Below are 26,425 nucleotides of genomic sequence, written 5' to 3' on the forward strand. Positions count from 1 at the left end.
TGTGGGAGGGGGCTTGTTCATTTGACCTCCGGCGGCGTGGTGAAGGTGTGATAAGGCGCGGGCGAGGGCACGCTCCATTCCAGCCCTTCGGCCCCATCCCACGGCTTGGCGGGTGCCGGTGTGCCGCCACGGATGCACTTGATCACAATGAACAGGAAGAATATCTGCGTAGCACCGAACATAAAGGCGCCCACGGACGAGACCATGTTGAAGTCGGCGAACTGCAGGTTGTAGTCCGGTATCCGGCGCGGCATACCGGCCAACCCCACAAAGTGCATAGGGAAGAACGCCAGGTTCATGCCCACGAAGGACAGCCAGAAGTGCAATTTGCCCAGGGTTTCGTCGTACATGTGGCCGGTCCATTTCGGCAGCCAGTAGTAGGCCGAGGCGAAGATCCCGAAGATCGCCCCAGGCACCAGCACGTAATGGAAGTGCGCCACCACGAAGTAGGTGTCGTGGTACTGGAAGTCCGCCGGGGCAATCGCCAGCATCAGCCCGGAGAAACCGCCAATGGTGAACAGGATCACGAACGCCACGGCAAACAGCATCGGCGTCTCGAACGTCAGTGATCCCTGCCACATGGTGCTGACCCAGTTGAACACCTTCACCCCCGTGGGCACGGCGATCAACAGCGTGGCATACATGAAGAACAACTCACCCACCAGCGGGATACCGACCACAAACATATGGTGCGCCCACACGATGAACGACAGGAACGCAATGCTGGCGGTTGCGTAGACCATCGAGGTGTAGCCGAATAATGGCTTGCGAGAGAAGGTCGGGATGATCGAGCTGACGGCACCGAAGGCCGGCAGGATCATGATGTAGACCTCGGGGTGGCCGAAGAACCAGAACACGTGCTGGAACAGCACCGGGTCACCGCCGCCGGCAGCACTGAAGAAGCTGGTGCCGAAGTGGATATCCATCAGCATCATGGTCACGCAGCCCGCCAGCACCGGCATCACCGCAATCAGCAGGAACGCGGTGATCAGCCAGGTCCACACGAACAGCGGCATCTTCATCAGGGTCATGCCCGGCGCGCGCAGGTTGAGGATGGTGGCAACCACATTGATCGCGCCCATGATCGAACTGATGCCCATCAGGTGGATGGCGAAGATGAAGAACGTCACGCTCTCCGGTGCGTAGGTGGTGGAGAGCGGCGCATAGAAGGTCCAGCCGAAATTCGGCCCGCCACCGGGGCTGAACAGGGTGGACACCAGCAGCAGGAATGCCGCCGGCAGCAGCCAGAAGCTGAAGTTGTTCATGCGCGGCAGGGCCATGTCCGGCGCGCCGATCATCAACGGGATCATCCAGTTGGCCAGGCCAACGAAGGCCGGCATCACCGCGCCGAACACCATGATCAGGCCATGCATGGTGGTCATCTGGTTGAAGAACGCCGGTTCGACGATCTGCAGGCCCGGCTGGAACAGCTCGGCACGGATCACCATGGCGAACGAGCCGCCGAGCAGGAACATGGTGAAGGCGAACCACAGGTACATCGTGCCGATGTCTTTGTGATTGGTGGTCAGCACCCAACGCATCAAGCCTTTGGCGGGGCCGTGGGCATGGTCGGCATGACCATGGTCGATCACAGTGCTCATGGCCGTTCTCCTGCAAGCGAGTCAGCGGGGCGATTCAGGGCATTCGCAACGAAAGTAGTCATTTGCTTTCCGCCTGTTTCAGAGCCAGCACGTCTTTGGGCGTGACCATGTCGCCTTTGTTATTGCCCCAGGCGTTACGCTCGTAGGTCACGACAGCGGCGATATCCACTTCCGAAAGTTGTTTGCCGAAGGCTGCCATCGCGGTATCGGGCTTGCCGTGATAGACAATGCCCAAGTGATCGGCTGCTGGGCCGGTGGCGATTTTCGAGCCCTTGAGCGCCGGGAACATTGGCGGCAAACCTTGGCCTTCAGCCTGGTGACAAGCCACGCAGGTGGTGTGGTAGACCTTGTCGCCACGGGCTACCAGCTCATCGAGCGTCCACTCTTTGGAGGTCAGCTCCTTGAGCTTGACAGCCTCTTCCTTGCGCTCGCCGAGCCAAGTGTCGTAGTCGGCCTTGGATTTGACCTCGACCACGATGGGCATGAAGCCGTGGTCCTTGCCGCACAGTTCGGCGCACTGGCCACGGTAGATCCCCGGTTTCTCGACGCGGGTCCAAGCCTCGTTGACGAAGCCTGGAATGGCGTCACGCTTGACCGCAAAGGCCGGCACCCACCAGGAGTGGATCACATCGGCGGCGGTCACCAGGAAGCGCACCTTGGCGCCCACCGGCAACACCAGCGGCTGATCGACTTCCAGCAAGTAATGTTCGCCTTTGGTCGCCTGGTTATGGATCTGCTCGGCGGGTGTGGCTAGGTTGCTGAAGAACTCCACATCCTGGCCCAGGTACTTGTAGTGCCACTTCCACTGGTAGCCGGTGACCTGGATATCGATATCCGACTCACTGCTGTCGTAGATGTTGATCAGGGTCTTGGTCGCCGGAATGGCCATGGCCACCAGGATCAGCAGGGGCACCACGGTCCAGAGAATCTCCACGGTAGTGCTCTCGTGGAACTTGGCCGCAACCTGGCCCGTGGACCGGCGGTGCAGGATCATCGACCAGAACATGGCGCCAAACACGACGATGCCGATCACCACACAGATCCAGAAAATGGTCATGTGCAGGTCAAACACGGCGTGACTGACTTCAGTAGCCCCTGGCGCCATATTCGTTGTCCAGGCGGCGTGCGCCTGGCCGAATACCGACCACAACAGTAGGCCCATCCAAACGTGTGGATGTCGCGTCATTGCGGGTTCCCCTTTATGTTTCTTGTTATCCCGCCGGTTTGCACCTGCGGCGAAGGGAGCGGCTTCCATACTGCTTACAACCGCCAAGCCTTGCCTGCGTCATGCAGTTGGGCGTCATCAGCTAATTGCGTACAAACCCGAGTATAGACAGCCAGGGCAACCCCGCAATGTGTAGGGGCAAATGAGCGAAAACAGACCAGCGGGCCCAATAAAACCGGGGGCGCAAACGTTTATCCGACGAACGATGGCATTTCGATATAACACACCTGCATAACCATGAAATAATTATGACAAATGCGTCTTAGGCGCTCGTATAAACGAACTACCTTATCCTCTCCCTTTTCCTACACCTGTTTCACTGGAGCCTTCATGAACACCGCCGCATTGCGCGAGCAGATTTCCCGTGCCCATCAACACGAAGCCAGCACTGGCCAGCTTGCCACACAGCTGGAAAAACAATTGCCGCACCTGCATTCGGCTATTTCCTTGGCTGACGGTGATAGCAACATTGTCATGACGCGCTTTGTCACCGCTTATATCGATCTGGTTCCCGATTTGCTGGACGCCGCCAATGACGTAGCCCGCGAGGCCGGAATTGAAAGCCAAATCAAGCCGGTGCTGAAAATCGCCGAACACTTCTTCCTGCAACCGCCCGCGATCATGGTTGGGCACGAGGGCCTCGACGGCCTGCTGGACGAAGCTTACCTGGCGCATCGTCTGGTGGAGGAGGTCAACGATCTGTATATCAAACATTTCGGCCAGCCGTTGATTCCCGCGGATACCACCGTGGCCAATGTGATTGCTCACCGATTGATCGGCGAAACATTCGCCAACCAGTTGGATGAAGCCGTACACCACGCGGTAGATGAAATGCTTAACGAAGACAGCTTTGCGCTGGAGTCGGTCGAGGCGTACCGCGAGACACTGAAGAGCCCGAGCACCGAAGCGGCATGGAAACGCTGGCCGTGCCTGTCGCGCCAGCTTGGGGTTGAACTGACGCTGGATCAGCCGGCGTAAATCGTCCGGTTTACAAAGATCAAATGTGGGAGGGGGCTTGCCCCCTCCCACATTTTGATGCGGTTTCGTCAGGTAACGGACGGCGCCGAACCTATCCCCACCGTTGTGCGTACCCGGCCTTCCAACCGGCGCTTGAGCCCACGCGCCTCAATCACCAGCGTCGAGCCCTTGGCCGCATTGGCCCGGCCCCACTCCTCAAGTAACTCCAGGCAAGAGTGGTCGATATAACTCAAATTACTCAGCGGCACGTGCAACGTGGTCCCCGCAGGCACCGCCGACAGCACCTGAGTCAGCGCCGGCACTTTGAGAAAGGTCGCGGCACCGGTCAGACGCAACTCCATTTCACCGTCCTGAGGCAGGTCGACCAGGCTGACTTTCAATCGTGACGCCTTGAATGCCAGCTTGACCAGAGTCAGTCCGAAGCCCACCAATACGCCGGTCAGCAGGTCAGTGAAGATGATCGCCAGCGCCGTGGCCGCATAGGTAAACATCGGCATCCGCCCATAACGCCCCAATGCCTTGAACGCCTTGAGGTCCACCAGCTTGATCCCGGTATACACCAGCACACCCGCCAGGCTTGCGACCGGAATGCTTTGCAGCACGCTCGACAGCAAGAGTACAAAGCCCAGCAGCCACAGGCCGTGGAACATCGCCGACAAACGCGTGGTGGCACCGGCCTGGACATTGGCTGAGCTGCGCACAATCACGCCGGTCATCGGCAAGGCGCCAACCAGGCCACAAAGCATGTTGCCGACACCCTGGGCAGACAACTCTTTGTCGAAATCGGAGCGCTGGCCGCTGTGCATACGGTCGACCGCGGCGGCAGACAGCAGGGTTTCGGCACTGGCAATAAACGCGACGGCGAATGCCGCGATCAACAGCTGTGGGTCAGCCAGGTTGAGCAGGTCGCTGGGGCGCAGCCAGTCGATGGCATCCGCAAGATTTTCCGGGACTTCCACACGCTTGACCTGCAACGCCAGCACCAGGCTGGTGACGGTCGCAAGGCCCACGCCGAGCAAGGCGCCCGGTACGAAACGTAGCCGTTGCGGACGGAGTTTATCCCACAGGTACATCACCAACATGGTCGACAGACCGAGCAGGCCGGCTTGCCAACCCAGCCCGCCGCCGAAGGTCGGAATTGCTTCAGCCACAGCCGCCGGGAAACCTGCAAGGTTATCCAGCCCAGACGGCTTGGGCGCCCCATCGAGCATCACATGGATCTGCGATAACACAATCAATACGCCGATCCCCGCCAACATGCCGTAGACCACTGCCGGTGCCGTGACGCGGAACCAGCAGCCCAGGCGTAGACGCCCGGCCATCAGTTGCAGGAAGCCCGCCAGCAACAGGATCGGCCCCAGCATCAGCATGCCGTGCTGGCGCACCAGCTCGAACACCAGCACCGCCAGACCCGCTGCCGGGCCGCTGACCTGCAGCGGCGATCCCGCCAACCAGCCCACCACCAGGCCACCGATGATACCGGTGATCAGCCCTTTGGCCGGCGGCATGCCGGACGCGATCGCAATCCCCATGCACAAGGGCAGGGCGACCAGAAACACAACCACGGAGGCGAGCAGCTCCCGCGGCAGTACAGCTTTCAATTGAGCAGCACGCATGATGGCTCTCCCGAGGCATTCGCCGGGCACGGCAAAGCCTGGCTGCATCCATGGCAGCCACCGCTTTACCCGGCGGGGAAGTGGTTTAGAAGCGCGCTCTAGGCGTCGCGGACGGGATCGGCTCGGTGCCGTTCAACGGTCGAAACGCTGCCTTTTCCGCATCGTAGGCCCGAATTTCGCTGGTCTCGATGTTGTAGATCCAGCCATGGATAAACAAATGACCGTTGGCCATGCGCGAAGCCACCGAGGGGTGGGTGCGCAAATGCTGCAACTGCGCGATGACGTTTTCTTCGGTCAACACCTTCATGCTCTCGCCTTCATTGGCGCAGTCGCAGTTGTCATGGACCATGGCCTTGGCGACCTCGGCGTGACGCAACCAGGCCCTGACAGTCGGCATCTTTTCCAGGCTGTCGGGGTTGAGTACCGCGCGCATGGCGCCGCAGTCGGAGTGCCCGCACACGATGATGTGCTGTACGCCAAGGGCGAGCACCGCGTACTCGATGGCCGTGGACACGCCACCGTTCATCTGGCCGTAGGGAGGCACCACGTTACCAACGTTACGGGTTACGAACAGGTCGCCGGGGGAGCTTTGGGTAATCAGCTCAGGTACGATGCGCGAATCGGCACAGGTAATGAACATCGCCCGCGGGCTCTGCGCCGTGGCGAGTTTCTTGAAGAGTTCTTCCTGCTGGGGGAAGACGTCGTGATGGAAATGCAAAAAGCCGTCAACGATATGTTGCAACGCTGCATCGGCGGACTCCGCCCCAGGGGCTGAAGCCGACGCAGCCAACGGCTGTTTATCCTTGTCACTCATGATTCATCCTCTTGATTAATGCAGGGGAGTGTTCACCACCATTCGACGCCGGGCGAGTGGAATAGTTGAGACCCCCACAACCCACGGCGGCGACTTATGAGTCACTCGCTGAACAAGGTAACCGTCGAAACTTAACTCAAACTGAATGAACCGCTCTAGCTCGGGGCTTTCAGTGATATCAAAACGCGACCACTCATACAGTAATGGTGCCGTCTTACTCATCAGTCTACAACAATGCCATTTGCCTGCCCGGCGGGCAGAACGCCGCACAATCGAGATTGAAACCTTCACGACGATTCAGCCCCAGGCGCTTGATCGCCTTGCTGAAGCGTTGCGCCAGCAGGTCCGCAAATGGCCCTTCACCACGCATTCGCACACCGAAGCGGCTGTCATACACCTGACCACCGCGCACCTGGCGCACCAGGCTCATGACATGGGCGGCACGCTGAGGATAATGGGCCGCCAGCCATTCCTCGAACAGCGGCGCAACCTCCAGCGGCAAGCGCAGCATCATATACGCCGCGCTTTGTGCCCCGGCCGCGTGAGCCTCGGCGAGCAGGCTCTCCAATTCGCTGTCGTTGATCATCGGAATCATCGGCGAGCACAACACGCCCACCGGGATACCCGCCTCGCGCATCACCCGAATCGCCCTCAGCCGCGCCTTGGGCGCCGCTGTGCGTGGCTCCAGGATGCGCTTGAGTTCATCGTCCAGGCTGGTGAGGCTGATCATCACCGCCACCAGCCGTTGGCGGGCCAGCTCGGTCAGCAGGTCGAGATCGCGCAATATTAACGACCCCTTGGTGATGATAGTCACCGGGTGCCGGTAGCGCAGCAGCACTTCCAGGGTTTGCCGAGTGATCTTGTATTCACGCTCGATAGGCTGGTACGGATCGGTATTGGAGCCCAGGTTGATCGGCGCACACACATAGCCAGGCTTCGACAGCTGCTGCTCCAGCACATCAGCTGCGTTGGTCTTGGCGATCAACCTGGTTTCGAAGTCCAGCCCCGGGGACATGTCCCAATAGGCATGACTGGGCCGCGCATAGCAGTAGATGCAACCATGCTCGCAGCCGCGATAAGGGTTGATGGAACGATCAAAGGGCAAGTCCGGCGAGTTATTGCGCGTGATGATGGACTTGGCCGTTTCAATACGCACCTCGGTGCCTTGGGTCTCGGGCACCTCCTGATACCAGCCGTCGTCCTCAGTCACGCTGACAGTAGGTGCAAACCGGTTGTGCAGGTTGGTGGCCGTGCCCCGGCCACGGGGCGGCAACGCAGTAGACATGAAAACGCCTCGATACTGTTTTTATATACAGTACCGAGGCGTGAGGTTTCTGACCAGTGCCATTGGGCGGCGAGGGAGAGATCAGTGCTTTTGCGTCACCTGCCCCAAGTCATCCCCCGAGGTCGTGCGCATATTGCTTTTGCGCAGGTCCGCCACGTCACTGGCATTAACTGGCGTCCCTTTATTGCCCCAGCTGCCACGGATGAAACTGACCACGTCCGCCACTTCCTGGTCCGACAGGCGCCAGGCGAACGCCGGCATGGTGAAGGTCGATGGCGCCGTATGGGTCGCAGGCAAAGTACCGCCGTTCAACACAATGTTAATCAACGATGTGGCATCCGCCGTCTGCAATACCGGGTTACCCGCCAGCGCTGGGAACACACGCGTATAGCCATGGCCATCGGTACGATGGCAGGCCGCGCAGTTGTCGATATACACCGACGCGCCTGGCTTGCTGTCATCGCCTTTCCAGAGCGCTTGGGCTACCTGCTTGTCGTACTGGTGTGGCTGGTCCTTGGGGTCGACCGCCGGCAGGCTCTTGAGGTAACGGGCAATAGCGGTCAGGTCGTCTTGCGACATGTACTGCATGCTATGGACGACAACATCGCTCATGCCACCGAACACCGCGCTGCGGTCACTGCGACCGGTCTTGAGGAACTGCACCAATTGCTCCTCGCTCCAGCTGCCGAGGCCATCCTTGTGGTCACCGCGCAGGCTTTTCGCGATCCAACCTTCCAACGGTGCACTGCCGGACAGGAAGGCGTTGCCATCAGCGGCACTCAGGGCTTTTTCCTGCATGGTAAGGGCACGAGGCGTATGGCAGGCGCCGCAGTGGCCGAGGCCTTCAACCAGATAAGCACCACGATTGATCACCGGATCAGCAGCGGTTTGCGCCTGATGCTCCTCGACCGCTGGCGCGAACATCCAGCGCCAAGCCGCCAAAGGCCAGCGCATGCTCAAGGGCCAAGGAATATCGCTGTCCTTGTTCTCTTGAGCAACCGGCTCAACGCCCTTCATGAAATACGCATACAACGCCTGCATATCGCTGTCGCTGACACGCGCGTAAGACGGATAGGGCATCGCCGGGTAAAGCGTACTACCGTTCTTGGCGATGCCATGGCGCACGGCCTTGTCGAAGTCTTCGAAGCTGTAGTCACCCAGGCCAGTCTTGTCCGGAGTGATGTTGGTGGAATAGATCACGCCGATGGGGGTTTCCATAGGCAAGCCGCCAGCGAAGGGTTTGCCACCCTTGGCGGTATGGCAAGCCACGCAGTCACCGGCACGCGCCAGGTATTCACCCTGCTTGATCAAGTCGGCTTCGGCAGCGCTGACCGAGCAACTGCTGAAGAGCGCCAGGGAGGCGATAACGAATGCTTTCATGGTCATCGCTCCTTATGCCTGAACCAGTGGGCCGGGGTTTTTCAGGTACTGCTCGCGGATCGCCCGCGCAGACCAATAGGTCAACGCTGCCACCAGGCCCGTAGGGTTGTAACCCAACCCTTGTGGGAAGGCAGAGGCACCTGGGACAAACACGTTGTGTACATCCCAGCACTGCAGGTAGCGGTTCAACGCACTGGTTTTTGGATCGGTGCCCATGATCGCGCCACCGTTAAGGTGGGTGGTCTGGTATGAGGCGGTATTGAAGTGGTCACCGACTTTTTTACCCAACACCGCGATAGCCTTGGGGTTCATAGCCTGGGCAACCTTGCCCATTTTCTCGATCATGAAGCGGTTCATCTTGATGTCGTTTTCTTGCCAGTCGAAGGTCATGCGCAGCAGCGGCAGGCCGTAGGCATCGCGGTAAACCGGATCCAGGTCCAGGTAGTTACTGCGGTAGGACTGATGGGCGCCGTGGGCATCCATCGACACCTGATGGGTGTAGTAATCGGCAGTGGCGCGCTTCCAGGCGCTGCCCCAGGCCGGCGTGCCCGGCGGGTTGGAGGTACCGGCAATCGGCCGGCTGCCCGCCTGGTTGACCCACATCGGTGAGCCACCCACGAAGCCATGGGGGCCGTGGTCGAAGTTGTCGGCGTTGAAGTCGTCGATGGCCACGCCATTGCCGCCCGCGCCGATGAAGTTGTTGGTGTGAGTGTCCTTGTCGAAGAACGCCTTGATGGTGCCCATGTTCTGGTAGGCGAAGTTGCGGCCCACCACGCCCTCATTGGTGATCGGGTCGTAGGGTTTGCCGATGCCCGACAGCAGCATCAGGCGCACATTGTGGAACTGGAACGCGCCAAGAATCACCAGGTCTGCCGGCTGCTCGCATTCGCGGCCCTGGGCGTCGATATAGGTCACGCCGGTGGCTTTTTTCTGGGTGCTGTCGAGGTTGACCTTGAGCACGTGGGAGTTCGGTCGCAGCTCGAAGTTCGGCACTTGGCGAAGGGCCGGCAGGATGTTCACGTTCGGTGACGCCTTGGAATACATGTAGCACACGTAACCACTGCAAAAACCGCAGAAATTGCACGGGCCCATCTGCGCGCCATAAGGGTTGGTGTAGGGCCCCGAAGTATTGGCCGACGGCAGGTTGTAGGGTTTGTATCCCACTTCAGCCGCGGCTTTCTGAAACAGCTGTGCGGAGACCGTATTTTTCTGCGCCTCCAACGGGAACGGGTTGGAGCGATCCGGCGCATACGGGTTGCCCCCACGACCTTCGCCTACCAACTGCCCCTTGACGGTCCACGCCTGACCGGAGGTGCCGAAGACTTTTTCCGCATAGTCGAAAAATGGCTCCAGCTCTTCGTAGCTGACACCGAAATCCTGGATGGTCATGTCCTTGGGAATAAAGTTCTTCCCATAGCGCTCTTCGTAATGGCTACGCATGCGCAGTTCGATGGGGTCGACACGAAAATGCACACCTGACCAATGCAGGCCCGCGCCCCCTACGCCGTTACCCGGCAAAAACGCACCGAGCTGACGATTGGGCAGGGCAACATCATTCACGCTGTGGCGAATGGTCACCGTTTCTTTGGAGATATCCTGGAACAGCTTTTTACGCACGCTGTAGGTCAGTTCGTCGATGACCTGGGGATAGTTGCCGTCCGGATAAGTGTCCTGCATCGGGCCGCGCTCCAGCGCTACCACGTTGAGGCCCGCTTCCGTCAGCTCCTTGGCCATGATCGCGCCGGTCCAGCCGAAGCCAACAATCACCGCATCCACTTTCTTCATGATGGTCGCCACGTTTATGCCCTCTCGCCGCGAATGGAAACAGCCGGGAAGGGGTATTGCTCGTTGCGTTCCACCCAATCCATAAAGTCGGCGCGGGCGCCGGGGAAGCCGATCATGGTCCAGCCGACCATCCCTTTATTGCCGCCGTGGATGGGATCGCAGAAGAAACCCTCCTTAGTGTTTTGCAGCAACAGGTTGAAGAATATCTTCGCTGGCACCGCCTCGAAATGCGCTGCGACTTCACTGCCGCCAGCCTCCAGGCGCCGCAGCATATCGTCTCGGGTAGCGCTGTCTTGCGCAGCAAAAACTTTACCGTTGAACGCCTTCGACCATGCATCCGTCGCAGCAATACCCAGGCGGTAGATGTCCTTGGGCACTAATTTGCTCTGCCAGCCCATCTCCGGCGCCGCATCGGCATTGAACGGTCCCTGCATGTACCACAGCGCGCCACTGGCATATGGCGTATTCATCTGACGGTCGATGTATTCCGGCGCACCAGCTTCCAAGGCGCCAGGGCCCTGTGCGTCAGCGGGAATCAAGCGCTCCACGGCGGCGTTGATAAAGGCCCATTCCTCAGCCGTGAAATAGCTTGGCTCATAGGTCTTTTCGTTTGGGGCCGGCTTGACCGGTGCGGCCTGGGCAGGCTCCGGCGTGGCCATCAGCATCGAACCGCCCAGGCCGGTGCTGGCAACCGTGACCACCGGGATCAAGGTCAAGGATTTGCGTAGAAAGTCACGCCGGGGGTTGTCTTGATCTTGATCAGACATGGGTACACCTCATCATGTGGGCACGGGTTTGGCAGCCGCTTCTGAGAACGGTTTGTCTTTTTTTAGCGGCACATTGGATCCAAACGATCCAATGAAATAGAGCGCAGCCGCAATCAATAGTTACAAATGATAGCAGGCTAAGGATGTAGAGGAGAGATTCAGCGACCTAAGTCGCATAGAAAGTGGGGGGCCAAGCCCCTCCCACATTTCGGTATGCGTACAGGTTGTTAGTCTTTTTTCAACTTGGGGTTGGGAAAGAACTGCACAGCTTGCACTTTTGGATCCGCAGGCGCTTTCAACGCCGACGTATTGACCCGCGTGCCCAATTCCTTGGGCACAGACAAGCCTTGATCATTCAACGTATCGGTATAGCCGCAGGCCACGCACTCACGGTGCGGCACGCTGTCTTCGGTCCACATCTTCAACTTGTCCGGCTCGCTGCACGCCGGGCAGACTGCCCCGGCGATAAATTGCTTTTTGGTAATCACAGGCCCTTCACTCATGCTGCCGCGTCCTCACTCAGGCCGCTGTGGCGCAAGAGTGCGTCAATCGACGGCGCTCGTCCGCGGAAGTCGACGAACAGCACCATCGGTGCCTGGGAGCCGCCACGGGCCAGGATTGCTTCACGGAACGCACGACCGGTCTGGGCGTTGAGCACGCCGTCTTCTTCAAACTTGGAAAATGCGTCCGCGGACAGCACTTCCGCCCACTTGTAGCTGTAGTAGCCCGCCGCATAACCACCGGCAAAGATGTGCGCGAAGCTGTTAGGGAAGCGGTTGTAGGCCGGTGGACGCATCACCGAGACTTCGTCACGCACGCCTTCGAGCACCTGCGCCACGCTGCGGCCATCGCCATGGGTGGCGTGCAGTTCGAAGTCAAATAGCGAGAACTCCAGCTGGCGCACCATCATCAGGCCGGACTGGAAGTTTTTCGCGGCGAGCATTTTTTCCAGCAGGTCCTGGGGCAGCGGCTCGCCGGTTTCATAGTGGCCGGAGATCAGTTCCAGGCCCTCGGGCTCCCAGCACCAGTTCTCCATGAATTGGCTCGGCAACTCCACCGCATCCCACGCCACGCCGTTGATACCGGATACGCCGGCATGTTCGACGCGGGTCAGCAGGTGATGCAGGCCGTGGCCGAATTCGTGAAACAGCGTGGTGACTTCATCGTGAGTCAGCAGGGCCGGCTTGCCGCTGTCGGCCGGAGTGAAGTTGCACACCAGGTTGGCCACGGGGCTTTGCAGCACGCCATCGACGGTGCGGCGGCGGTCACGGGCTCCGTCCATCCAGGCGCCGCCGCGCTTGTTGGCGCGAGCATACAGGTCGAAGAAGAAGCGCCCGACGTGCTCGCCGTTTTCCCTGATCTCAAACAGACGGACATCCGGGTGCCAGGTGTCGAAGCCTTTGAGCTCGGCGATCTCAATGCCATACAGGCGCTGAACGATGGCAAACAGCCCACCCAGCACCTTGTCGATGGGGAAGTAGGCGCGCAGGGCTTCCTGGGACACGCTGTAGCGCTGCTCGCGCAGTTTTTCGCCGTAGAAACCGCTGTCCCAGCTCTGCAGGTCGGCGCAGCCTTGTTCCGCGGCGTAGGCCTTGAGCTGTTGCAGATCCTGGGCGGCAAACGGTTTGCTGCGCTTGGCCAGGTCGCGCAGGAAGCTCAGCACCTGGTCACTGGACTCGGCCATCTTGGTCGCGAGGCTCAGCTCGGAGAAGGATGCAAAACCCAACAACTGGGCCAGTTCCTGACGCAGGTCGAGGATCTGCTCCATCACCGGGCCGTTATCGTTCTGGCCGGCGTTCGGACCTTGGTCCGATGCACGGGTGCAGTAAGCGGCGTACACCTCTTCACGCAAGGCGCGGTCCTGGGCGTAGGTCATTACCGCGTAGTAGCTGGGGAATTCCAGGGTGATCAGCCAGCCATCAAGGCCCTTGGCCTGGGCCGCAGCAGCCATCTGCGCCTTGGCCGAGTCAGTCAGCCCAGCGAGGGTGGTTTCATCGGTGACGTGCTTGGTCCAGGCCTGGGTGGCGTCCAGCAGCTGGTTGGAGAATTTGCTGCCCAGCTCGGAAAGCTTGCTCTGCACTTCGGCGTAGCGCTTTTGCTGCTCCGGCGGCAGGTCGATGCCCGACAGGCGGAAATCGCGCAGGGCGTGTTCCAGGATGGTTTTCTGCGCCACGTCGAAACCGGCGGCCTCTGGGCTGTTGGCCAAGGCTTCGAAGGCTTGGAACAGTTCGCGGTTCTGGCCCATTTCGGTGGAGTAGGCGCTCAATGCCGGCAAGCAGGCCTCATAGGCTTCGCGCAGCTCGGCGCTGTTGCACACGGCATTGAGGTGGCTGACCGGGCTCCAGGCAGCGCCAAGACGATCATTGAGTTCATCCATGGCAAGGACCAGACCGGCCCATGTCGGATTTTTACCCTGGCTTTGCAGGATGTCTGCGATAGCCACACGGTTGTCGGCGAGGATCTGTTCGATGGCCGGCTGGACGTGCTCGGCACGGATCGCCGAGAACGGCGGCAGGTCGTAGGACTGCAAAAGAGGGTTGTTCGCGCTCACGGTTGGCACCTTGGCTGAAGAAACATGTAAGAACAAAGATGGGGCCATCTTAATTACAATCAACACCCACCGCAGCTATCAGCAGAAGAGAGAGACACTATCGTGACCCTTCGCACCTATCAGAACCACACGCCATCCCTGGGCGCCGGGGCTTTTGTCGATATTTCGGCGGTGGTGATCGGCGATGTCGAAATCGGCGCCGACAGCTCGGTATGGCCGCTGACAGTGATACGCGGCGACATGCACCGCATCCGCATCGGTGCACGTACCAGCGTGCAGGACGGCTGCGTGCTGCACATTACCCATGCAGGGCCGTTCAATCCTGACGGTTTCCCGCTGCTGGTCGGTGACGACGTGACCATCGCCCACAAGGTCATGCTGCATGGCTGCACCGTGGGTAACCGCATCCTGATCGGCATGGGCAGCATCGTGATGGACGGTGCCGTGGTCGAAGACGACGTGATCATCGGCGCCGGCAGCCTGGTGCCGCCAGGCAAGAAACTCGACAGCGGCTTCTTGTACGTGGGCAGCCCGGTTAAACAGGTCCGCGCCCTGACTGACAAGGAGCGTGCCTTTTTCACCTACAGCGCCGCGAACTACGTGAAGCTCAAGGACCTGCACCTGGCTGAAGGCTTCGATCAATGAATCTAAACCACTCCACCGTCCTGTTCGACCTGGACGGCACCCTGACCGACCCACGTGAGGGCATTACCCGGTCGATCCAGTATGCCCTCGGCAAATTGGGCATCGAGGAGCCCGATCTGACCAAGCTCGAACACTTCATCGGTCCGCCCCTGCTGCAGGCGTTCATGCAGTTCTACGGCTTCGACGAGGCCAAGGCCTGGGAAGCGGTGAATTTCTATCGCGAACGCTTCAAGGTCACCGGGCTGTATGAAAACCGCGTATTCGACGGCGTCATGCCATTGCTGGAAGAGCTGAACAGCCAGGGCCGCCAGCTATACGTAGCCACCTCTAAGCCGTGGGAATTTGCCCGTGAGATTGCGCGGCATTTCGACTTCGCCAAGCACTTCAAGGTGATCTACGGCAGCGAGCTGGACGGCACGCGCACCAACAAGATCGAGTTGATCGCCCACTTGATGCGTGAGGAAGGGCTGGACCCGGCCACCACCTTGATGATTGGTGATCGCAAGCATGACCTGATCGGCGCACGCAGCAACGAGCTGGATTCGGCGGCGGTGGGGTATGGGTTTGGCAGTTTTGAAGAGCTCAATGCCGAGGCGCCGACCTGGCATTTCGAGACGTTGGCGCAGATGCATCAGGCGTTTTTGCAGCGCGCTTGAAACCGCTATCGGGGGCAAGCCCCCGATTAGGCCCTAACGGCCAGCACCCTCCAACTGCCTCAACTCCGCTTTACGCTGCGCCACTGGCAACCCACCCAGCCTTTCCACAGCCGCATAAAACTTCACCCAATCCCCACCTTCCTGGGCAAACAACGCCGCAAACGCCGGCACCCACTGGTCATACAGCCCGAACGGCAACAGCCGTGCGTTATTCATCGGCTGGTTGATCCAGGCGTCATAACGCTTGTCGCCGCCCCATTGGCTATCACGCATCTGCCGGTATTCACTGCGCAAGCGCTCGAACTGCGCCGCTTTGGCCTGCCGCATCACATCCGCTGCCAACGGCTGCGCATACAACGCTTCCAGGCGTTTGCGGGTATCGAGAATCAGCCGGATAAACTGATCACGTTGCTTCAACGCCGAATCGCTGACAGGCGCCAGGCCTCGTACCGCCCGCCATTGACGAGTGCCTTCCTGCTCGACGAAGCTGGCATAGGACTCATTGAACTCGGTGTCGTCTTTCACGTAAAAACGCTGGTGGGCCAGTTCATGAAAAATAAGCGTGGCCAGGCGCTCGTCGCCCCAGCTCATCATCGAACTCATGATCGGGTCGTTGAACCAACCCAAGGTGGAATAAGCCTCGACGCCACCGATCGATACGTCCATGCCCCGTTGCCGCAACAACGCCGCTTCGCCACGCGCCGCACTTTGGCTGTAGTAGCCGCGATAGGCGACGCATCCGGCAATGGGAAAGCAGTGGTTTTCAGCAGACAGAGAAAACTCCTGCGTGGCAAAGACATTCCACACCACATAGGGCCGACCGATATCGGCATATAGCCGGTAACTTTGGTTGTCGGGCAGATGCAGGTGCTCACTGGCAAAGGCTCTGGCTTTCTGCGATTGAATCAGATGCTCGCGCAGCAATGGCGGGCGAGAGGGGTCGGCAATGACCTCGGCAACCGGCTCCCTGGCGCGTAACAACTGCCACTGGCCGCTCGCCAACTGGCTGTAATAACTGACGCTGGAACAACCGCTGAGTAGCACAACCATCAGCCCTGGAAGAAAACGCCTGATCATGCCCCGACTGCTCCTGGGTGATTGATGCGCGAGACTATCGCGCTTGAAGGGGATTTTTCCACGGCGCTGCATGTTTATACTCAAGCCTCTCCTCGCGTTGAGTACTTGCCATGCGTCAGTTTGTGTTGCCGGTCGCCACCCTGGTGCTCAGCGCCTGCGTTTCGACGCCCATCCCACCCGTTGATCCGCAGCAGGCCTGGGTCGACTTCACTACGCCGACCCCGGGCTCCAAGTTGGTCATGGCCCAGCGCCTGGATGGGAAGAACCTCGACGACGGGCGCTTTTTCCAGATGCCCCCCGGCCCTCACGAGCTGATGGTGCGCTTTGATTTTGAAGTGCCCGCCGGCGGTGGTTTGGGGGGCCTCAGCCAGATGATGTATCGAACCTGCTTCATGACCTTGCAGTACGACCATTTCCAGGCCGGCCAGCGCTATGTGCTCGAAGGCCGCTCGCTGGCGTTCACGCCCAATATCCGGCTGTATGACTCAGCACGGCAGTTGCTGGCCGAAGAACGCAGCGTTAACTGCATCTGATCAGTCGTTGTTCTTCTGATAGATGATGCGCTTGGTGCCGTTTTCGCACGAACCGACAATCATGGCTTCGTCATGGTTCTTGGCTTCTTCGGCAGTGATGATTTCCAAGGTATAGGACGGAATCGCCTTGGCCTGGAGTTGTACTTCAATTTCCTTCCTGAGCTCTTCACAATCTTTTGGAGCGGCCACGGCCGAAGTGGCCAATACACCGCAGATGATCGCCAAGGCAAAACGTTTCATGTGTGTAGCTCCCTGAATGCATGCGCACGAGTGTGCGCCTAAGGCTGCATAGGCTATAGGACCACATAGGGGAAACACGAGTTCTGATTTAACGCAGAACTAAATGAGGAGGGGGCTTGTGCCCGATAAAGGTGTATCCGCCATCCAACTATTGGCTGACCCACCACTATCGGGGGCAAGCCCCCTCCCACACAGGCAGTGCTGAGTTAGTTAACCAGCGTGCCATCCAGGGTGATTGTCGCATTCAGCACCTTGGAAACCGGGCACCCTTCCTTGGCCTTTTTGCTCAGTTCATCGAACTGTGCCTGGCTGGCGCCTGGGATCTTGGCTTTCAGGGTCAGATGCACTGCAGTAATCGCAAAGCCGCCATCGACCTGGTCCAGGGTTACGTCAGCCTGGGTGTCGATGCTGTCGGCTTTGAGCCCTGCATCGCCGAGAATCATGGAAAACGCCATGGAGAAACAGCCGGCGTGAGCCGCGCCGATCAGTTCTTCAGGGTTGGTACCCTTGCCGCCCTCGAAACGGGCCTTGAAGCCGTAGGGCGCTTCGCGCAGTACGCCGGTTTCCGTGGAAATGGAACCCAGGCCAGTCTTCAGATCACCTTCCCAATGCGCGGATGCCTTTTTAACGATGCTCATAGCTTTCTCCTCGAACGGTGGTTTTGTGTCAGTAAGGGTTCTGAGGATAGACGCCACGGCAAAGTTCACTCGTAAGAAAAACCTAGTGATTAAGTAGGAAATTTCTCGCGTACTATTGAATCTCGGGTATATGCCCTCATTGCATAGGGCATGCACATGCCGCGGCAGGTTTTGGCTCGATAAAAAAAGCCTGTGCGCCCCTTTGGAGAAGCAGGCTTATGAAATCGCTGTCCGACGTAAAATTTTCGACCCTCGACCTGGTGCCCGTGCGCGCCGACGGCAACCCAGCGCAGTCGCTGCGCAATTCCCTGGACCTGGCCCAGCACGTGGAAAAATTCGGCTTCCACCGTTTCTGGGTAGCTGAGCACCACAATATGGACGGCATCGCCAGTTCGGCCACCTCGGTACTGCTCGGCTACCTGGCCGGCGGCACTTCGACCATCCGCGTGGGTTCCGGCGGGGTCATGCTGCCTAACCACGCACCGCTGGTGATCGCCGAGCAGTTCGGCACCCTGGAAAGCCTCTACCCCGGCCGTATTGACCTGGGCCTGGGCCGTGCGCCCGGCTCCGACCAGATGACTGCCCGCGCCCTGCGCCGTGAACGCTCAGGCAGTGCCGATGATTTCCCCGAGGATGTGGCCGAATTGATGGCCTACCTGGGCCCACGTACGCCCGATCAACGGGTGATCGCCGTACCGGGTACCGGCACCAACGTGCCGGTGTGGCTGCTGGGTTCAAGCCTGTTCAGCGCGCAATTGGCCGGTGAGCGGGGTTTGCCCTACGCCTTCGCCTCCCATTTCGCACCGCGCTTGATGCATGAGGCGATTCGCGTGTACCGCAATCACTTCAAGCCGTCGGCAGTGTTGGACAAGCCCTACGTGATGCTCGGCATTCCTCTGGTGGCGGCGGATACCGATGAACAGGCCGATTACCTGGCCACCTCGGTGTATCAGCGTATCCTCGCGCTGATGCGCGGCCAGAGCCTGGTACAGCGCCCACCGGTAAAAACCATGGATGGCCTGTGGTTGCCCCATGAAAAAGACGCGGTCGCAAGCTTCCTCGGCCTGGCCATGGTCGGCAGCCCGGCGAAGATCCGCGCCAAGCTGGAGGTGTTGATCGAGCAGACCGGCGCCGATGAGCTGATCTTCACCAGTGACCTGTACGAGCACGCCGACCGGATTCATTCCTACGAGTTGCTGGCACAGGTTATGAAAGGCTGAACCCAGACGAAAAAAAACCGACGCACCTGCGTCGGTTTTTTATGTCTGCAACACGGGATTAACCGCGTTTGTAGACGATTTCCTTGGTGCCACCTTCGCAGGTGCCGACCACTTCAGCGTCGGTCGAAGCGCCTTTATCCACCACTTCCAGCGAATAACCCGACGCGCCCTTGGCGTCGATTTTCGCTGCAATTTCGCTTTTCAGCTCTTCACAAGGCTTGCCCGCCGCCAGGGCCGTGCCCGCAATGCTCAACAAACCTACCGCCAACAGAAACTTCTTCATCCGTTACTTTCCTTGCGCTGATCGAAAGAGCGTGCCGACGCTCATCGCGTCGGCACCCGTTGTTTGTAGCGCAGGTTATGGCAATCGGCCAGCGGTCAAAGTTCAACTCAGCCGATTAACTACTGGCAATTCGGAATCCCACCTTAAGCGTGACCTGAAAGTGCGCGGCCTTGCCATCCTTGATGTGACCACGGGTTTCGGTCACCTCAAACCACTCCAGGTGCTTGATGCTTTTATTGGCCTCGGCCAGGGCATTGTTGATCGCATCTTCAATGCTGGTGGTGGAAGAACCCACCAGTTCGACTTTCTTGTAGGTGTGATGATCACTCATGGCGTTTCTCCTAGGGGTCGTTAATCAAGACTAGCAGTGAATACTCGTACTGCTTCTGGCGACCGTTGAGAGGTGAAAGTTCAGAATTACTGCACTTTCTGAAACCGCCGCAGTCGGTATCTACACACGCCACTCAATCACTTCAGGAGATGTTCACATGGCCAACACTTCTTTACGCAAAGCGTCGCTGGAAAGCATGGAAGCCGAGATCTCGAGCCTGCTCAAGTCCCTTGAGAGCCTCAAGGATGATGCATCCGATGAGTCGCGCAAAACGCTGAAGGCCCTGAAAAGCAATGCCGAGAACGCCCTCAAGCACTCTCGTCATCTGATCAGCGATGCCTATGAAGAAAGCAAAGTCAAAATCCGCGAAACCGGTGTTGCCACCCGGGACTACGCACAAGAGCATCCATGGACCACCGCCGGCGTCGCCGTTGGCGCGCTGGGTCTGCTGGCGGCTTACCTGCTGTGCAAGCGCGGCGACTGATTTACCGGCTATAGCGGTTGGCGCATCAGCTCGGCCTTGAGCCATTGCGCCAACTGCCCGGCGCGCCCATCCGCGGCGCGCTTGGGTAGCCACAACGCCAGGTGCGCCGGGGTTTCGCTGAAACCCCACGGCGCCACCAGGCGACCCGCACGCAGGTCCTCTGCCACCAGCGGCTCTGGCGCAATCGCCACTCCCAATCCTGCAACTGCCGCTTCGAGCAAATAATACAAATGCTCGAATCCCTGGCCGAATTTCAACGCGCCGGGCTCGATATCGTGTTGACGCGCCCAACTGGGCCAGGCTTGGGGCCGCGACGTGGTGTGCAACAGCGCTTCATCAGCCAAGGCCGATGCCGGTGCCAGGCGCAACTGTTCATAACCGTCAAAACGCGGGCTCATGACCGGACCGATGCGTTCGCTGGCCAGTTCATACACCTGCATATCCGCCGGCCACGGCGGCTCGGCAAATACCAGCAGCGCGTCCAACCCAGGGCGACGAGGGTCAAGGTCACCTTCGCCGGCAGACAGGTGCAAGCGCAAGTCCGGCAAATCCGCATTCAATCGCCCCAGGCGCGGAATAAACCAACGCGCCAGCAAACTGCCCGAACAACCGAGCACGAAAGGCGCATCGGCGCTGCTCTGGGTGAGCTCAGCGCACACGTCCCGCAAACGCTCGAACGCCTCGGCGCTGGCATCTCGCAGCCTCACGCCCGCATCTGTGAGTTTGAGGCCTCGTCCTTCCTTGACGAACAGGCTTACCCCCAAGTGTTCTTCAAGCACTTTTAACTGGCGGCTCACCGCACCATGTGTCACGTGCAATTGCTCGGCGGCCTGGCTGACGCTGTTGAGGCGGGCGGTGGCTTCAAATGCGCGCAAGGCGTTGAGGGGTGGAAGGTCGCGGCTCATCTGTGAGTTTTCCTGACAGGTTGAGGCGATCTTATCGGTTTTCAGGCTACAGCGTCAGGGGTAGAGTGGCCGTCATTGCCTCTTAAACACATTCTTCCCTGGAGCGTCCCATGACTCAGTCCCAGACCGATCTACGCAACGGCCCTGACGCCAACGGCCTGTTTGGTGGGTTCGGTGGCCGCTACGTCGCTGAAACCTTGATGCCGTTGATTCTCGACCTGGCCCGTGAATACGAAGCTGCCAAGGTGGATCCGGCGTTCAATGAAGAACTGGCCTACTTCCAGCGCGACTACGTCGGACGCCCCAGCCCGCTGTACTTCGCCGAACGCCTGACCGAGTTCTGTGGCGGCGCCAAGATCTACCTCAAGCGCGAAGAGCTCAACCACACCGGCGCGCACAAGATCAACAATTGCATCGGCCAGATCCTGCTGGCGCGGCGCATGGGCAAGAAACGCATCATCGCCGAGACCGGCGCCGGCATGCACGGCGTGGCCACTGCCACTGTCGCCGCACGCTTTGGCCTGCAATGTGTAATCTACATGGGCACCACTGACATCGAGCGCCAGCAGGCCAACGTGTTCCGCATGAAGTTGCTGGGCGCCGAAGTGATTCCGGTGGTCGCCGGCACCGGTACTCTGAAAGATGCGATGAACGAAGCCCTGCGTGATTGGGTAACCAACGTCGACAGCACCTTCTACCTGATCGGCACCGTGGCCGGCCCACACCCTTACCCGGCGATGGTGCGCGACTTCCAGGCCGTGATCGGCAAGGAAACCCGTACCCAGCTGCAAGCCCAGGAAGGCCGCCTGCCGGATAGCCTGGTGGCATGCATCGGCGGCGGCTCCAACGCCATGGGCCTGTTCCACCCGTTCCTGGATGACACCAGCGTCGAGATCATCGGTGTTGAAGCGGCCGGCCATGGCATCGAAACCGGCAAGCACGCCGCCAGCCTCAATGGCGGCGTACCGGGCGTGCTGCACGGCAACCGCACCTTCCTGCTGCAGGACGACGACGGCCAGATCATCGACGCCCACTCAATTTCCGCTGGCCTCGACTACCCAGGCATAGGCCCTGAACACGCCTGGTTGCATGATATCGGCCGCGTCCAGTACACCTCGGTAACCGACGACGAAGCCTTGGACGCCTTCCACAAGTGCTGCCGCCTGGAAGGGATTATCCCTGCGCTGGAAAGCGCCCACGCCCTGGCAGAAGTATTCAAGCGCGCACCGACCTTGCCGAAGGATCACCTGATGGTGGTCAACCTGTCCGGCCGTGGCGACAAAGACATGCAGACCGTGATGCACCACATGGAACAGTCTCAGCAGGAGAAACACTAAATGAGCCGCCTGCAAACCCGCTTCGCGCAACTCAAGGAACAAAACCGCGCCGCCCTGGTGACCTTCGTCACCGCCGGCGACCCGGGTTATGACACCTCGCTGGCGATCCTCAAGGGCCTGCCGGCCGCCGGCGCCGATGTGATCGAGCTGGGCATGCCCTTCACTGACCCGATGGCTGACGGCCCGGCTATTCAACTGGCCAATATCCGTGCGCTGACCGCCAAGCAGAACCTGGTGAAAACCCTGCAAATGGTCCGCGAATTTCGCCAGGACAACAACGACACCCCACTGGTGTTGATGGGCTATTTCAACCCGATCCACAAATACGGAGTGCCGCAGTTCATTGCCGATGCCAAGGCAGCCGGCGTCGACGGCCTGATCGTGGTCGACATGCCGCCTGAGCATAACGGCGAACTGTGCGACCCGGCCCAGGCCGCGGGCATCGATTTTATCCGCCTGACCACCCCGACCACCGATGACATACGCCTGCCCACAGTGCTCAACGGCAGCTCCGGCTTTGTATATTACGTGTCGGTGGCCGGTGTGACCGGTGCCGGTGCCGCCACACTGGAGCACGTCGAAGAAGCCGTGACGCGCCTGCGTCGTCATACCGACCTGCCGATCAGCATCGGCTTTGGCATACGCACGCCGGACCAGGCAGCGGCCATTGCGCGCCTGGCCGACGGTGTAGTGGTGGGGTCGGCGCTGATTGATCACATCGCCAACGCCGAAAATGACCAGCAAGCCATTGATGGCGTATTGAGCCTGTGCGCGGCGCTGTCGGAAGGTGTGCGTAACGCCCGCACGTAAATGTAATTCCTCCATCCGAGCGCCTTTCGGCTAATCAGCTAGGCTTCAACGGAGGCGGGCATGTTGCCCGCCTTCTTTTAACGCGCTTCGTGCCCTTTGTCGTCTAACCACCCTCGCAGGCCACGCAGTCCTTGCCCCCGGTCGTTAAGTTAGCCGCATCAGAAGTCATCTTTGTCTCTTCAGGAGTACATCATGGCATTTGATCTCATCACCCCTTCAGACCGCCGTCATTCAACGTTGCAAAAAGGTTTCAACCTGCGCTGGCCGCTCGGCAACGTGCAGGGCCAGTCCTCGCCCAACGGCGCCAACCTGATCTACCTCTGTCACAGTCCGCAAGACATCATTGACGCCGCCGCACAGGCATTGGCCCAACCCGACGGGCGCATTACCGTGCGCAGCGGGGGCCATTGCTACGAAGGTTTTGTCGCCAACAAGATGCCCGACAGCCCCCATGAGGTGCTGTCGATCCTGGACATCAGTGCGCTGAACCAAGTGGTCTACGACGCTGACGGGCAAATCGGTTCCGATCTGGACCCCGCAGCAACTGAACGCTATAGCTTTCGCCTGGAAGCCGGTGCCCAAAACTGGGATGTCTACGTGGCGTTATACAAACTGGCCAACAAGACCCTGCCAGGGGGATCGTGTTATTCGGTGGGCCTGGGCGGGCACATTTGCGGGGGCGGCTATGGGCTGCTGTCGCGCAAATATGGTCTGGTGTGTGACTGGCTGAGCGGTGTGGACATCCTGGTGCCTGACAGCCAAGGCATAGGCCTGGAAGCGCGTCACGTTTCCAGGGACAGCGCCAGCCAGGATGAACTGGACCTGTTCGCTGCGTGCTGTGGTGCGGGCGGCGGGCAGTTCGGCATCATCACCAGCTACTACTTCAAAGACCTGCCACCGGCACCGAAGGAGGTGCTGTGGCTGGTGCTGGAATGGGACTGGTCCGTACTGACCAAGCCTGCACTCGATAACCTGCTGGTGGCCTATCAGTCATGGTTCGCCAGTAATCAAGCCAACCCGGACACCTGGGGGCTGGCGACCAAATTGGAGATGCGCCACCGGCACACGGGCAACATGACCTTGGGCATTCACTATGTGGACAAGGATGGGGAACTGAACGACCGGGCACCCTTCAATGACTTTGTGAGCAGGATGCTCACCGCCATTGGCCTGCCCGCCACCGAATCGCTGGTGCCGTTTCATGTCATCCATCTGCCGCCCGGCACCGCCACTGGTCGCACCATCGACTCAGTCTCGACCGCGAAGGCAGCCGAGCAGCGCCTGGATTGGCTGGTGTGCCAACAGACGTTGAATGGCTCAGGGGACAACCAGCGCGGGCGCTATAAGTCGGCTTACCAAAAGGGCCCATTCACCCCTCAGGTACTGGACGCCATCTGGTCCACATTGAACTGGCCAGACCCAGACAAGCACCTGACACAAAGCCTTGTCCAGATTCAGTCTTTCGGTGGCCAGATCAATGCCGCCAGCGGGCCTGTGCGCAGGGAATCCTCAGCAGCACAGCGCTCCTCCTACCTCAAGTGGCAGCCACAATGTTACTGGCGCGATGACAGCGCCGCCTCGGATCAAGCTCATGCCGACTGGATCCAAGGGCTGTATTTCAACGCGTTTGCCACTGACCAGGGCGTACCGATCAACAATGAGTTCGAAGGTTGCTACATCAACTACCCCGACCTCGATATGACCTACGTGGGAGGCAACCCGGCCAACGGTAAAAACCCTCAGTGGTACCAAACCTTCTTCCCCGACCTGATCATCGAAAGCCGATTACGGCGTACCAAGCAGCGCTGGGACCCACGCCATATTTTTCGTAACGAGATGTCGGTGCCGTAGCTCGAAAAAGGGCGACCCTAAGGTCGCCCGCTTTTACAGCTCGATCCGCTCGACTTTGCCTACGAGCAATATGTAGGAAAGCGCACCAAGCAATGCCAGTACCGCAATATAGGTAATCGCCGGCGCAAACGAATCGCCGCTGGCTAGAAAGCCAATCACGATAGGCGTGGCAATCGCTGCCAGGTTACCGATGAAGTTGAACACGCCCCCGGTCAGCCCCAGCAACCGCGCAGGCGCCAGGGTCGACACCAATGACCAGGTGATCGATGCCAGGCCATTGCCGAAAAACGCCACCGCCAGGAACGCGATGACCCACGCCATGGAGTCTACGTAGTTGGCGCCGATGATCGCCGTAGAAATCAGCAGGCCGCTGATGATCGGCAGCTTGCGCGCAAAGCCCACCGAGGCTCCACGGCGAATCAGCCAATCGGAAAACACTCCAGAACACAGCACGCCCACAAACGCGGCGAGGAACGGCAATGATGCCAGCAAGCCTGACTGGATGAAGTCCATGCCGCGATACTTCACCAGGTACGTCGGGAACCAGGTCAGGAAGAACCACAGCGTGGAGTTCAGGCAGAACTGGCCCAGGTAGATGCCCCAGAGTTTGCGCTTGCTCAGCACGATCCCCAGGTCGACCCAACTGAAAGGCGCTTTGGCGGTTTGTGCCTGCATGTCTACCAGGCCACCGCCGTCACGGATCAATTGGATTTCAGCCGCATTGGCGCCCTTGAAATCCTTCGGCTCGCGATACACCGCGTACCAGATCGCGGCCCACAGGATGCCGACACCCCCAGTGACGACAAACACCATGTGCCAACCGTATTGGTGTTGCAGCCAGGCCAGGACCGGCGTGAGGAACGCCAGGCCAACGAATTGCCCGGAGGTGTAGACGCCAATCGCGGTCGCGCGCTCGCGCTCAGGAAACCAAGTGGTGACCACACGACTGTTGATCGGATAGGCCGGTGCTTCCAATGCGCCCACCGCCATGCGCAACACGAACAGCGCGATGAAGCTGGCGGCGAAACCGAGCATGACGGTGGCAATCGACCACAGCAGCAGGGCGACCGTATACAGAATACGCGGCGGCACGCGGTCTACCAGCCAGCCGCCGGGGATTTGCATGGCCGCGTAAGTCCAGCCGAACGCCGAGAAAATCAGCCCGACCTGCACCGGGTCGATACCCAGGTCGCTGGTCAGCGCCGGGGCGGCAATCGACAGGTTGCTGCGGTCGAGGTAGTTGATAACCACGGTGATAAACAGCAGCACCATGATGAAGAAACGCTTTCGGCTGGGCGTGACTAAAGAAGCCTGCCCGGGGAGGGATTCAGGATGCATGGGGGGGTGCCTCTTCTTATGTTTATTGAGGATAGGTCTAACTGAATAAACGCGGTTAGAAATGTGGGAGGGGCG

The 26,425-nt window shown here is 59.7% G+C and carries 26 protein-coding genes; 9 read left to right on the forward strand and 17 right to left on the reverse strand.

From position 1 onward, the window contains the following. Positions 1–17 precede the first annotated feature (17 nt). Together ctaD and coxB are read right to left on the reverse strand one after the other, a co-directional pair. Positions 18–1,601 carry a cytochrome c oxidase subunit I gene (gene ctaD, locus QZR30_RS03890; RefSeq protein ID WP_043048306.1) on the reverse strand — a complete coding sequence of 528 codons (1,584 nt, stop codon included), beginning with the start codon at positions 1,599–1,601 and terminating at the stop codon, positions 18–20. Positions 1,602–1,659: 58 nt separating this feature from the next. After that, a complete protein-coding gene (coxB, locus tag QZR30_RS03895; RefSeq protein ID WP_311902950.1) occupies positions 1,660–2,787 on the reverse strand; it encodes a cytochrome c oxidase subunit II in 1,128 nt (375 codons plus the stop codon). Between the two features lie 369 nt (positions 2,788–3,156). Between coxB and QZR30_RS03900 the strand changes: the two genes are divergently transcribed. Further along, entirely contained in the window at positions 3,157–3,804 is a 648-nt protein-coding gene (locus QZR30_RS03900; protein ID WP_046070261.1) for a hypothetical protein, read from the forward strand. A gap of 68 nt (positions 3,805–3,872) precedes the next feature. On the opposite strand, the gene QZR30_RS03905 is transcribed toward QZR30_RS03900, so the two are convergent. The 8 genes from QZR30_RS03905 to prlC form a co-directional block, all read right to left on the reverse strand. Then, positions 3,873–5,420, reverse strand: a complete 1,548-nt coding sequence (locus QZR30_RS03905; RefSeq protein ID WP_059396776.1) for a SulP family inorganic anion transporter — start codon at positions 5,418–5,420, stop codon at positions 3,873–3,875. Positions 5,421–5,505: 85 nt separating this feature from the next. Next, a complete protein-coding gene (locus QZR30_RS03910; protein WP_043048302.1) occupies positions 5,506–6,234 on the reverse strand; it encodes a carbonic anhydrase in 729 nt (242 codons plus the stop codon). 226 nt (positions 6,235–6,460) lie between these two features. Next, a complete protein-coding gene (locus QZR30_RS03915; protein ID WP_056847536.1) occupies positions 6,461–7,519 on the reverse strand; it encodes a PA0069 family radical SAM protein in 1,059 nt (352 codons plus the stop codon). An 81-nt stretch (positions 7,520–7,600) separates the two neighbouring features. Further along, positions 7,601–8,899 (reverse strand): cytochrome c, encoded by a 1,299-nt coding sequence (locus tag QZR30_RS03920; RefSeq protein ID WP_046070253.1) that lies wholly within the window; start codon positions 8,897–8,899, stop codon positions 7,601–7,603. Positions 8,900–8,911: 12 nt separating this feature from the next. Continuing rightward, positions 8,912–10,696, reverse strand: a complete 1,785-nt coding sequence (locus QZR30_RS03925; RefSeq protein ID WP_068965877.1) for a GMC family oxidoreductase — start codon at positions 10,694–10,696, stop codon at positions 8,912–8,914. 2 nt (positions 10,697–10,698) lie between these two features. Further along, on the reverse strand, positions 10,699–11,451 hold the full coding sequence (locus tag QZR30_RS03930; RefSeq protein WP_046070251.1) for a gluconate 2-dehydrogenase subunit 3 family protein: 753 nt from the start codon (positions 11,449–11,451) through the stop codon (positions 10,699–10,701). Between the two features lie 227 nt (positions 11,452–11,678). Further along, complete coding sequence (locus QZR30_RS03935; RefSeq protein ID WP_017528719.1) at positions 11,679–11,954, reverse strand: YheV family putative zinc ribbon protein; 276 nt, start codon at positions 11,952–11,954, stop codon at positions 11,679–11,681. Then, complete coding sequence (gene prlC / locus QZR30_RS03940) at positions 11,951–14,002, reverse strand: oligopeptidase A (protein WP_068965874.1); 2,052 nt, start codon at positions 14,000–14,002, stop codon at positions 11,951–11,953. The genes QZR30_RS03935 and prlC overlap by 4 nt, the downstream gene beginning before the upstream one ends. A gap of 102 nt (positions 14,003–14,104) precedes the next feature. Here prlC and QZR30_RS03945 point away from each other — a divergent pair, with 102 nt between their 5' ends. Beyond that, positions 14,105–14,647, forward strand: a complete 543-nt coding sequence (locus tag QZR30_RS03945) for a gamma carbonic anhydrase family protein (protein ID WP_068965872.1) — start codon at positions 14,105–14,107, stop codon at positions 14,645–14,647. Continuing rightward, on the forward strand, positions 14,644–15,303 hold the full coding sequence (locus tag QZR30_RS03950; RefSeq protein WP_068965870.1) for an HAD family hydrolase: 660 nt from the start codon (positions 14,644–14,646) through the stop codon (positions 15,301–15,303). Before QZR30_RS03945 ends, QZR30_RS03950 begins: the two co-directional genes overlap by 4 nt. 33 nt (positions 15,304–15,336) lie before the next feature. Here QZR30_RS03950 and QZR30_RS03955 read toward each other — a convergent pair whose 3' ends face one another. Beyond that, entirely contained in the window at positions 15,337–16,380 is a 1,044-nt protein-coding gene (locus QZR30_RS03955) for an aminopeptidase (RefSeq protein WP_068965868.1), read from the reverse strand. Between the two features lie 110 nt (positions 16,381–16,490). On the opposite strand from QZR30_RS03955, the gene QZR30_RS03960 reads away from it, so the two are divergent. Further along, on the forward strand, positions 16,491–16,913 hold the full coding sequence (locus QZR30_RS03960; protein WP_046070245.1) for a PA0061/PA0062 family lipoprotein: 423 nt from the start codon (positions 16,491–16,493) through the stop codon (positions 16,911–16,913). Here the strand turns inward: QZR30_RS03960 and QZR30_RS03965 are convergent, their stop codons facing one another. Next, on the reverse strand, positions 16,914–17,153 hold the full coding sequence (locus QZR30_RS03965; protein ID WP_046070244.1) for a DUF1161 domain-containing protein: 240 nt from the start codon (positions 17,151–17,153) through the stop codon (positions 16,914–16,916). It abuts the gene before it with no gap. A 206-nt stretch (positions 17,154–17,359) separates the two neighbouring features. Then, the gene (locus QZR30_RS03970) at positions 17,360–17,791 is read right to left on the reverse strand and encodes an OsmC family protein (protein ID WP_043048284.1); all 432 of its coding nucleotides are present in this window, start codon (positions 17,789–17,791) and stop codon (positions 17,360–17,362) included. Positions 17,792–18,009: 218 nt separating this feature from the next. On the opposite strand from QZR30_RS03970, the gene QZR30_RS03975 reads away from it, so the two are divergent. Continuing rightward, the gene (locus QZR30_RS03975) at positions 18,010–19,011 is read left to right on the forward strand and encodes an LLM class flavin-dependent oxidoreductase (protein ID WP_046070243.1); all 1,002 of its coding nucleotides are present in this window, start codon (positions 18,010–18,012) and stop codon (positions 19,009–19,011) included. A 58-nt stretch (positions 19,012–19,069) separates the two neighbouring features. Here the strand turns inward: QZR30_RS03975 and QZR30_RS03980 are convergent, their stop codons facing one another. Together QZR30_RS03980 and QZR30_RS03985 are read right to left on the reverse strand one after the other, a co-directional pair. Beyond that, positions 19,070–19,294 (reverse strand): DUF1161 domain-containing protein, encoded by a 225-nt coding sequence (locus QZR30_RS03980; protein WP_043048282.1) that lies wholly within the window; start codon positions 19,292–19,294, stop codon positions 19,070–19,072. A gap of 115 nt (positions 19,295–19,409) precedes the next feature. Continuing rightward, positions 19,410–19,625 carry a dodecin gene (locus tag QZR30_RS03985; RefSeq protein ID WP_005783406.1) on the reverse strand — a complete coding sequence of 72 codons (216 nt, stop codon included), beginning with the start codon at positions 19,623–19,625 and terminating at the stop codon, positions 19,410–19,412. A gap of 157 nt (positions 19,626–19,782) precedes the next feature. On the opposite strand from QZR30_RS03985, the gene QZR30_RS03990 reads away from it, so the two are divergent. Next, positions 19,783–20,109, forward strand: a complete 327-nt coding sequence (locus QZR30_RS03990; protein WP_003170746.1) for a DUF883 family protein — start codon at positions 19,783–19,785, stop codon at positions 20,107–20,109. 8 nt (positions 20,110–20,117) lie between these two features. Here QZR30_RS03990 and QZR30_RS03995 read toward each other — a convergent pair whose 3' ends face one another. After that, on the reverse strand, positions 20,118–21,014 hold the full coding sequence (locus QZR30_RS03995) for a LysR family transcriptional regulator (protein ID WP_068965866.1): 897 nt from the start codon (positions 21,012–21,014) through the stop codon (positions 20,118–20,120). A 110-nt stretch (positions 21,015–21,124) separates the two neighbouring features. Here QZR30_RS03995 and trpB point away from each other — a divergent pair, with 110 nt between their 5' ends. The 3 genes from trpB (at position 21,125) to QZR30_RS04010 (ending at position 25,012) form a co-directional block, all read left to right on the forward strand. Continuing rightward, positions 21,125–22,351: a tryptophan synthase subunit beta gene (trpB, locus tag QZR30_RS04000; RefSeq protein WP_046070241.1), complete on the forward strand. Its 1,227-nt coding sequence runs from the start codon at positions 21,125–21,127 to the stop codon at positions 22,349–22,351. Next, positions 22,352–23,161, forward strand: a complete 810-nt coding sequence (trpA, locus tag QZR30_RS04005) for a tryptophan synthase subunit alpha (RefSeq protein ID WP_046070240.1) — start codon at positions 22,352–22,354, stop codon at positions 23,159–23,161. It abuts the gene before it with no gap. 192 nt (positions 23,162–23,353) lie between these two features. Next, complete coding sequence (locus tag QZR30_RS04010) at positions 23,354–25,012, forward strand: FAD-dependent oxidoreductase (protein WP_059396769.1); 1,659 nt, start codon at positions 23,354–23,356, stop codon at positions 25,010–25,012. Between the two features lie 33 nt (positions 25,013–25,045). On the opposite strand, the gene QZR30_RS04015 is transcribed toward QZR30_RS04010, so the two are convergent. Beyond that, positions 25,046–26,350: an MFS transporter gene (locus tag QZR30_RS04015; RefSeq protein ID WP_046070238.1), complete on the reverse strand. Its 1,305-nt coding sequence runs from the start codon at positions 26,348–26,350 to the stop codon at positions 25,046–25,048. Positions 26,351–26,425 lie beyond the last annotated feature (75 nt).

The organism is Pseudomonas sp. rhizo25, from assembly GCF_031931935.1.
Classification (GTDB): domain Bacteria; phylum Pseudomonadota; class Gammaproteobacteria; order Pseudomonadales; family Pseudomonadaceae; genus Aquipseudomonas; species Aquipseudomonas synxantha.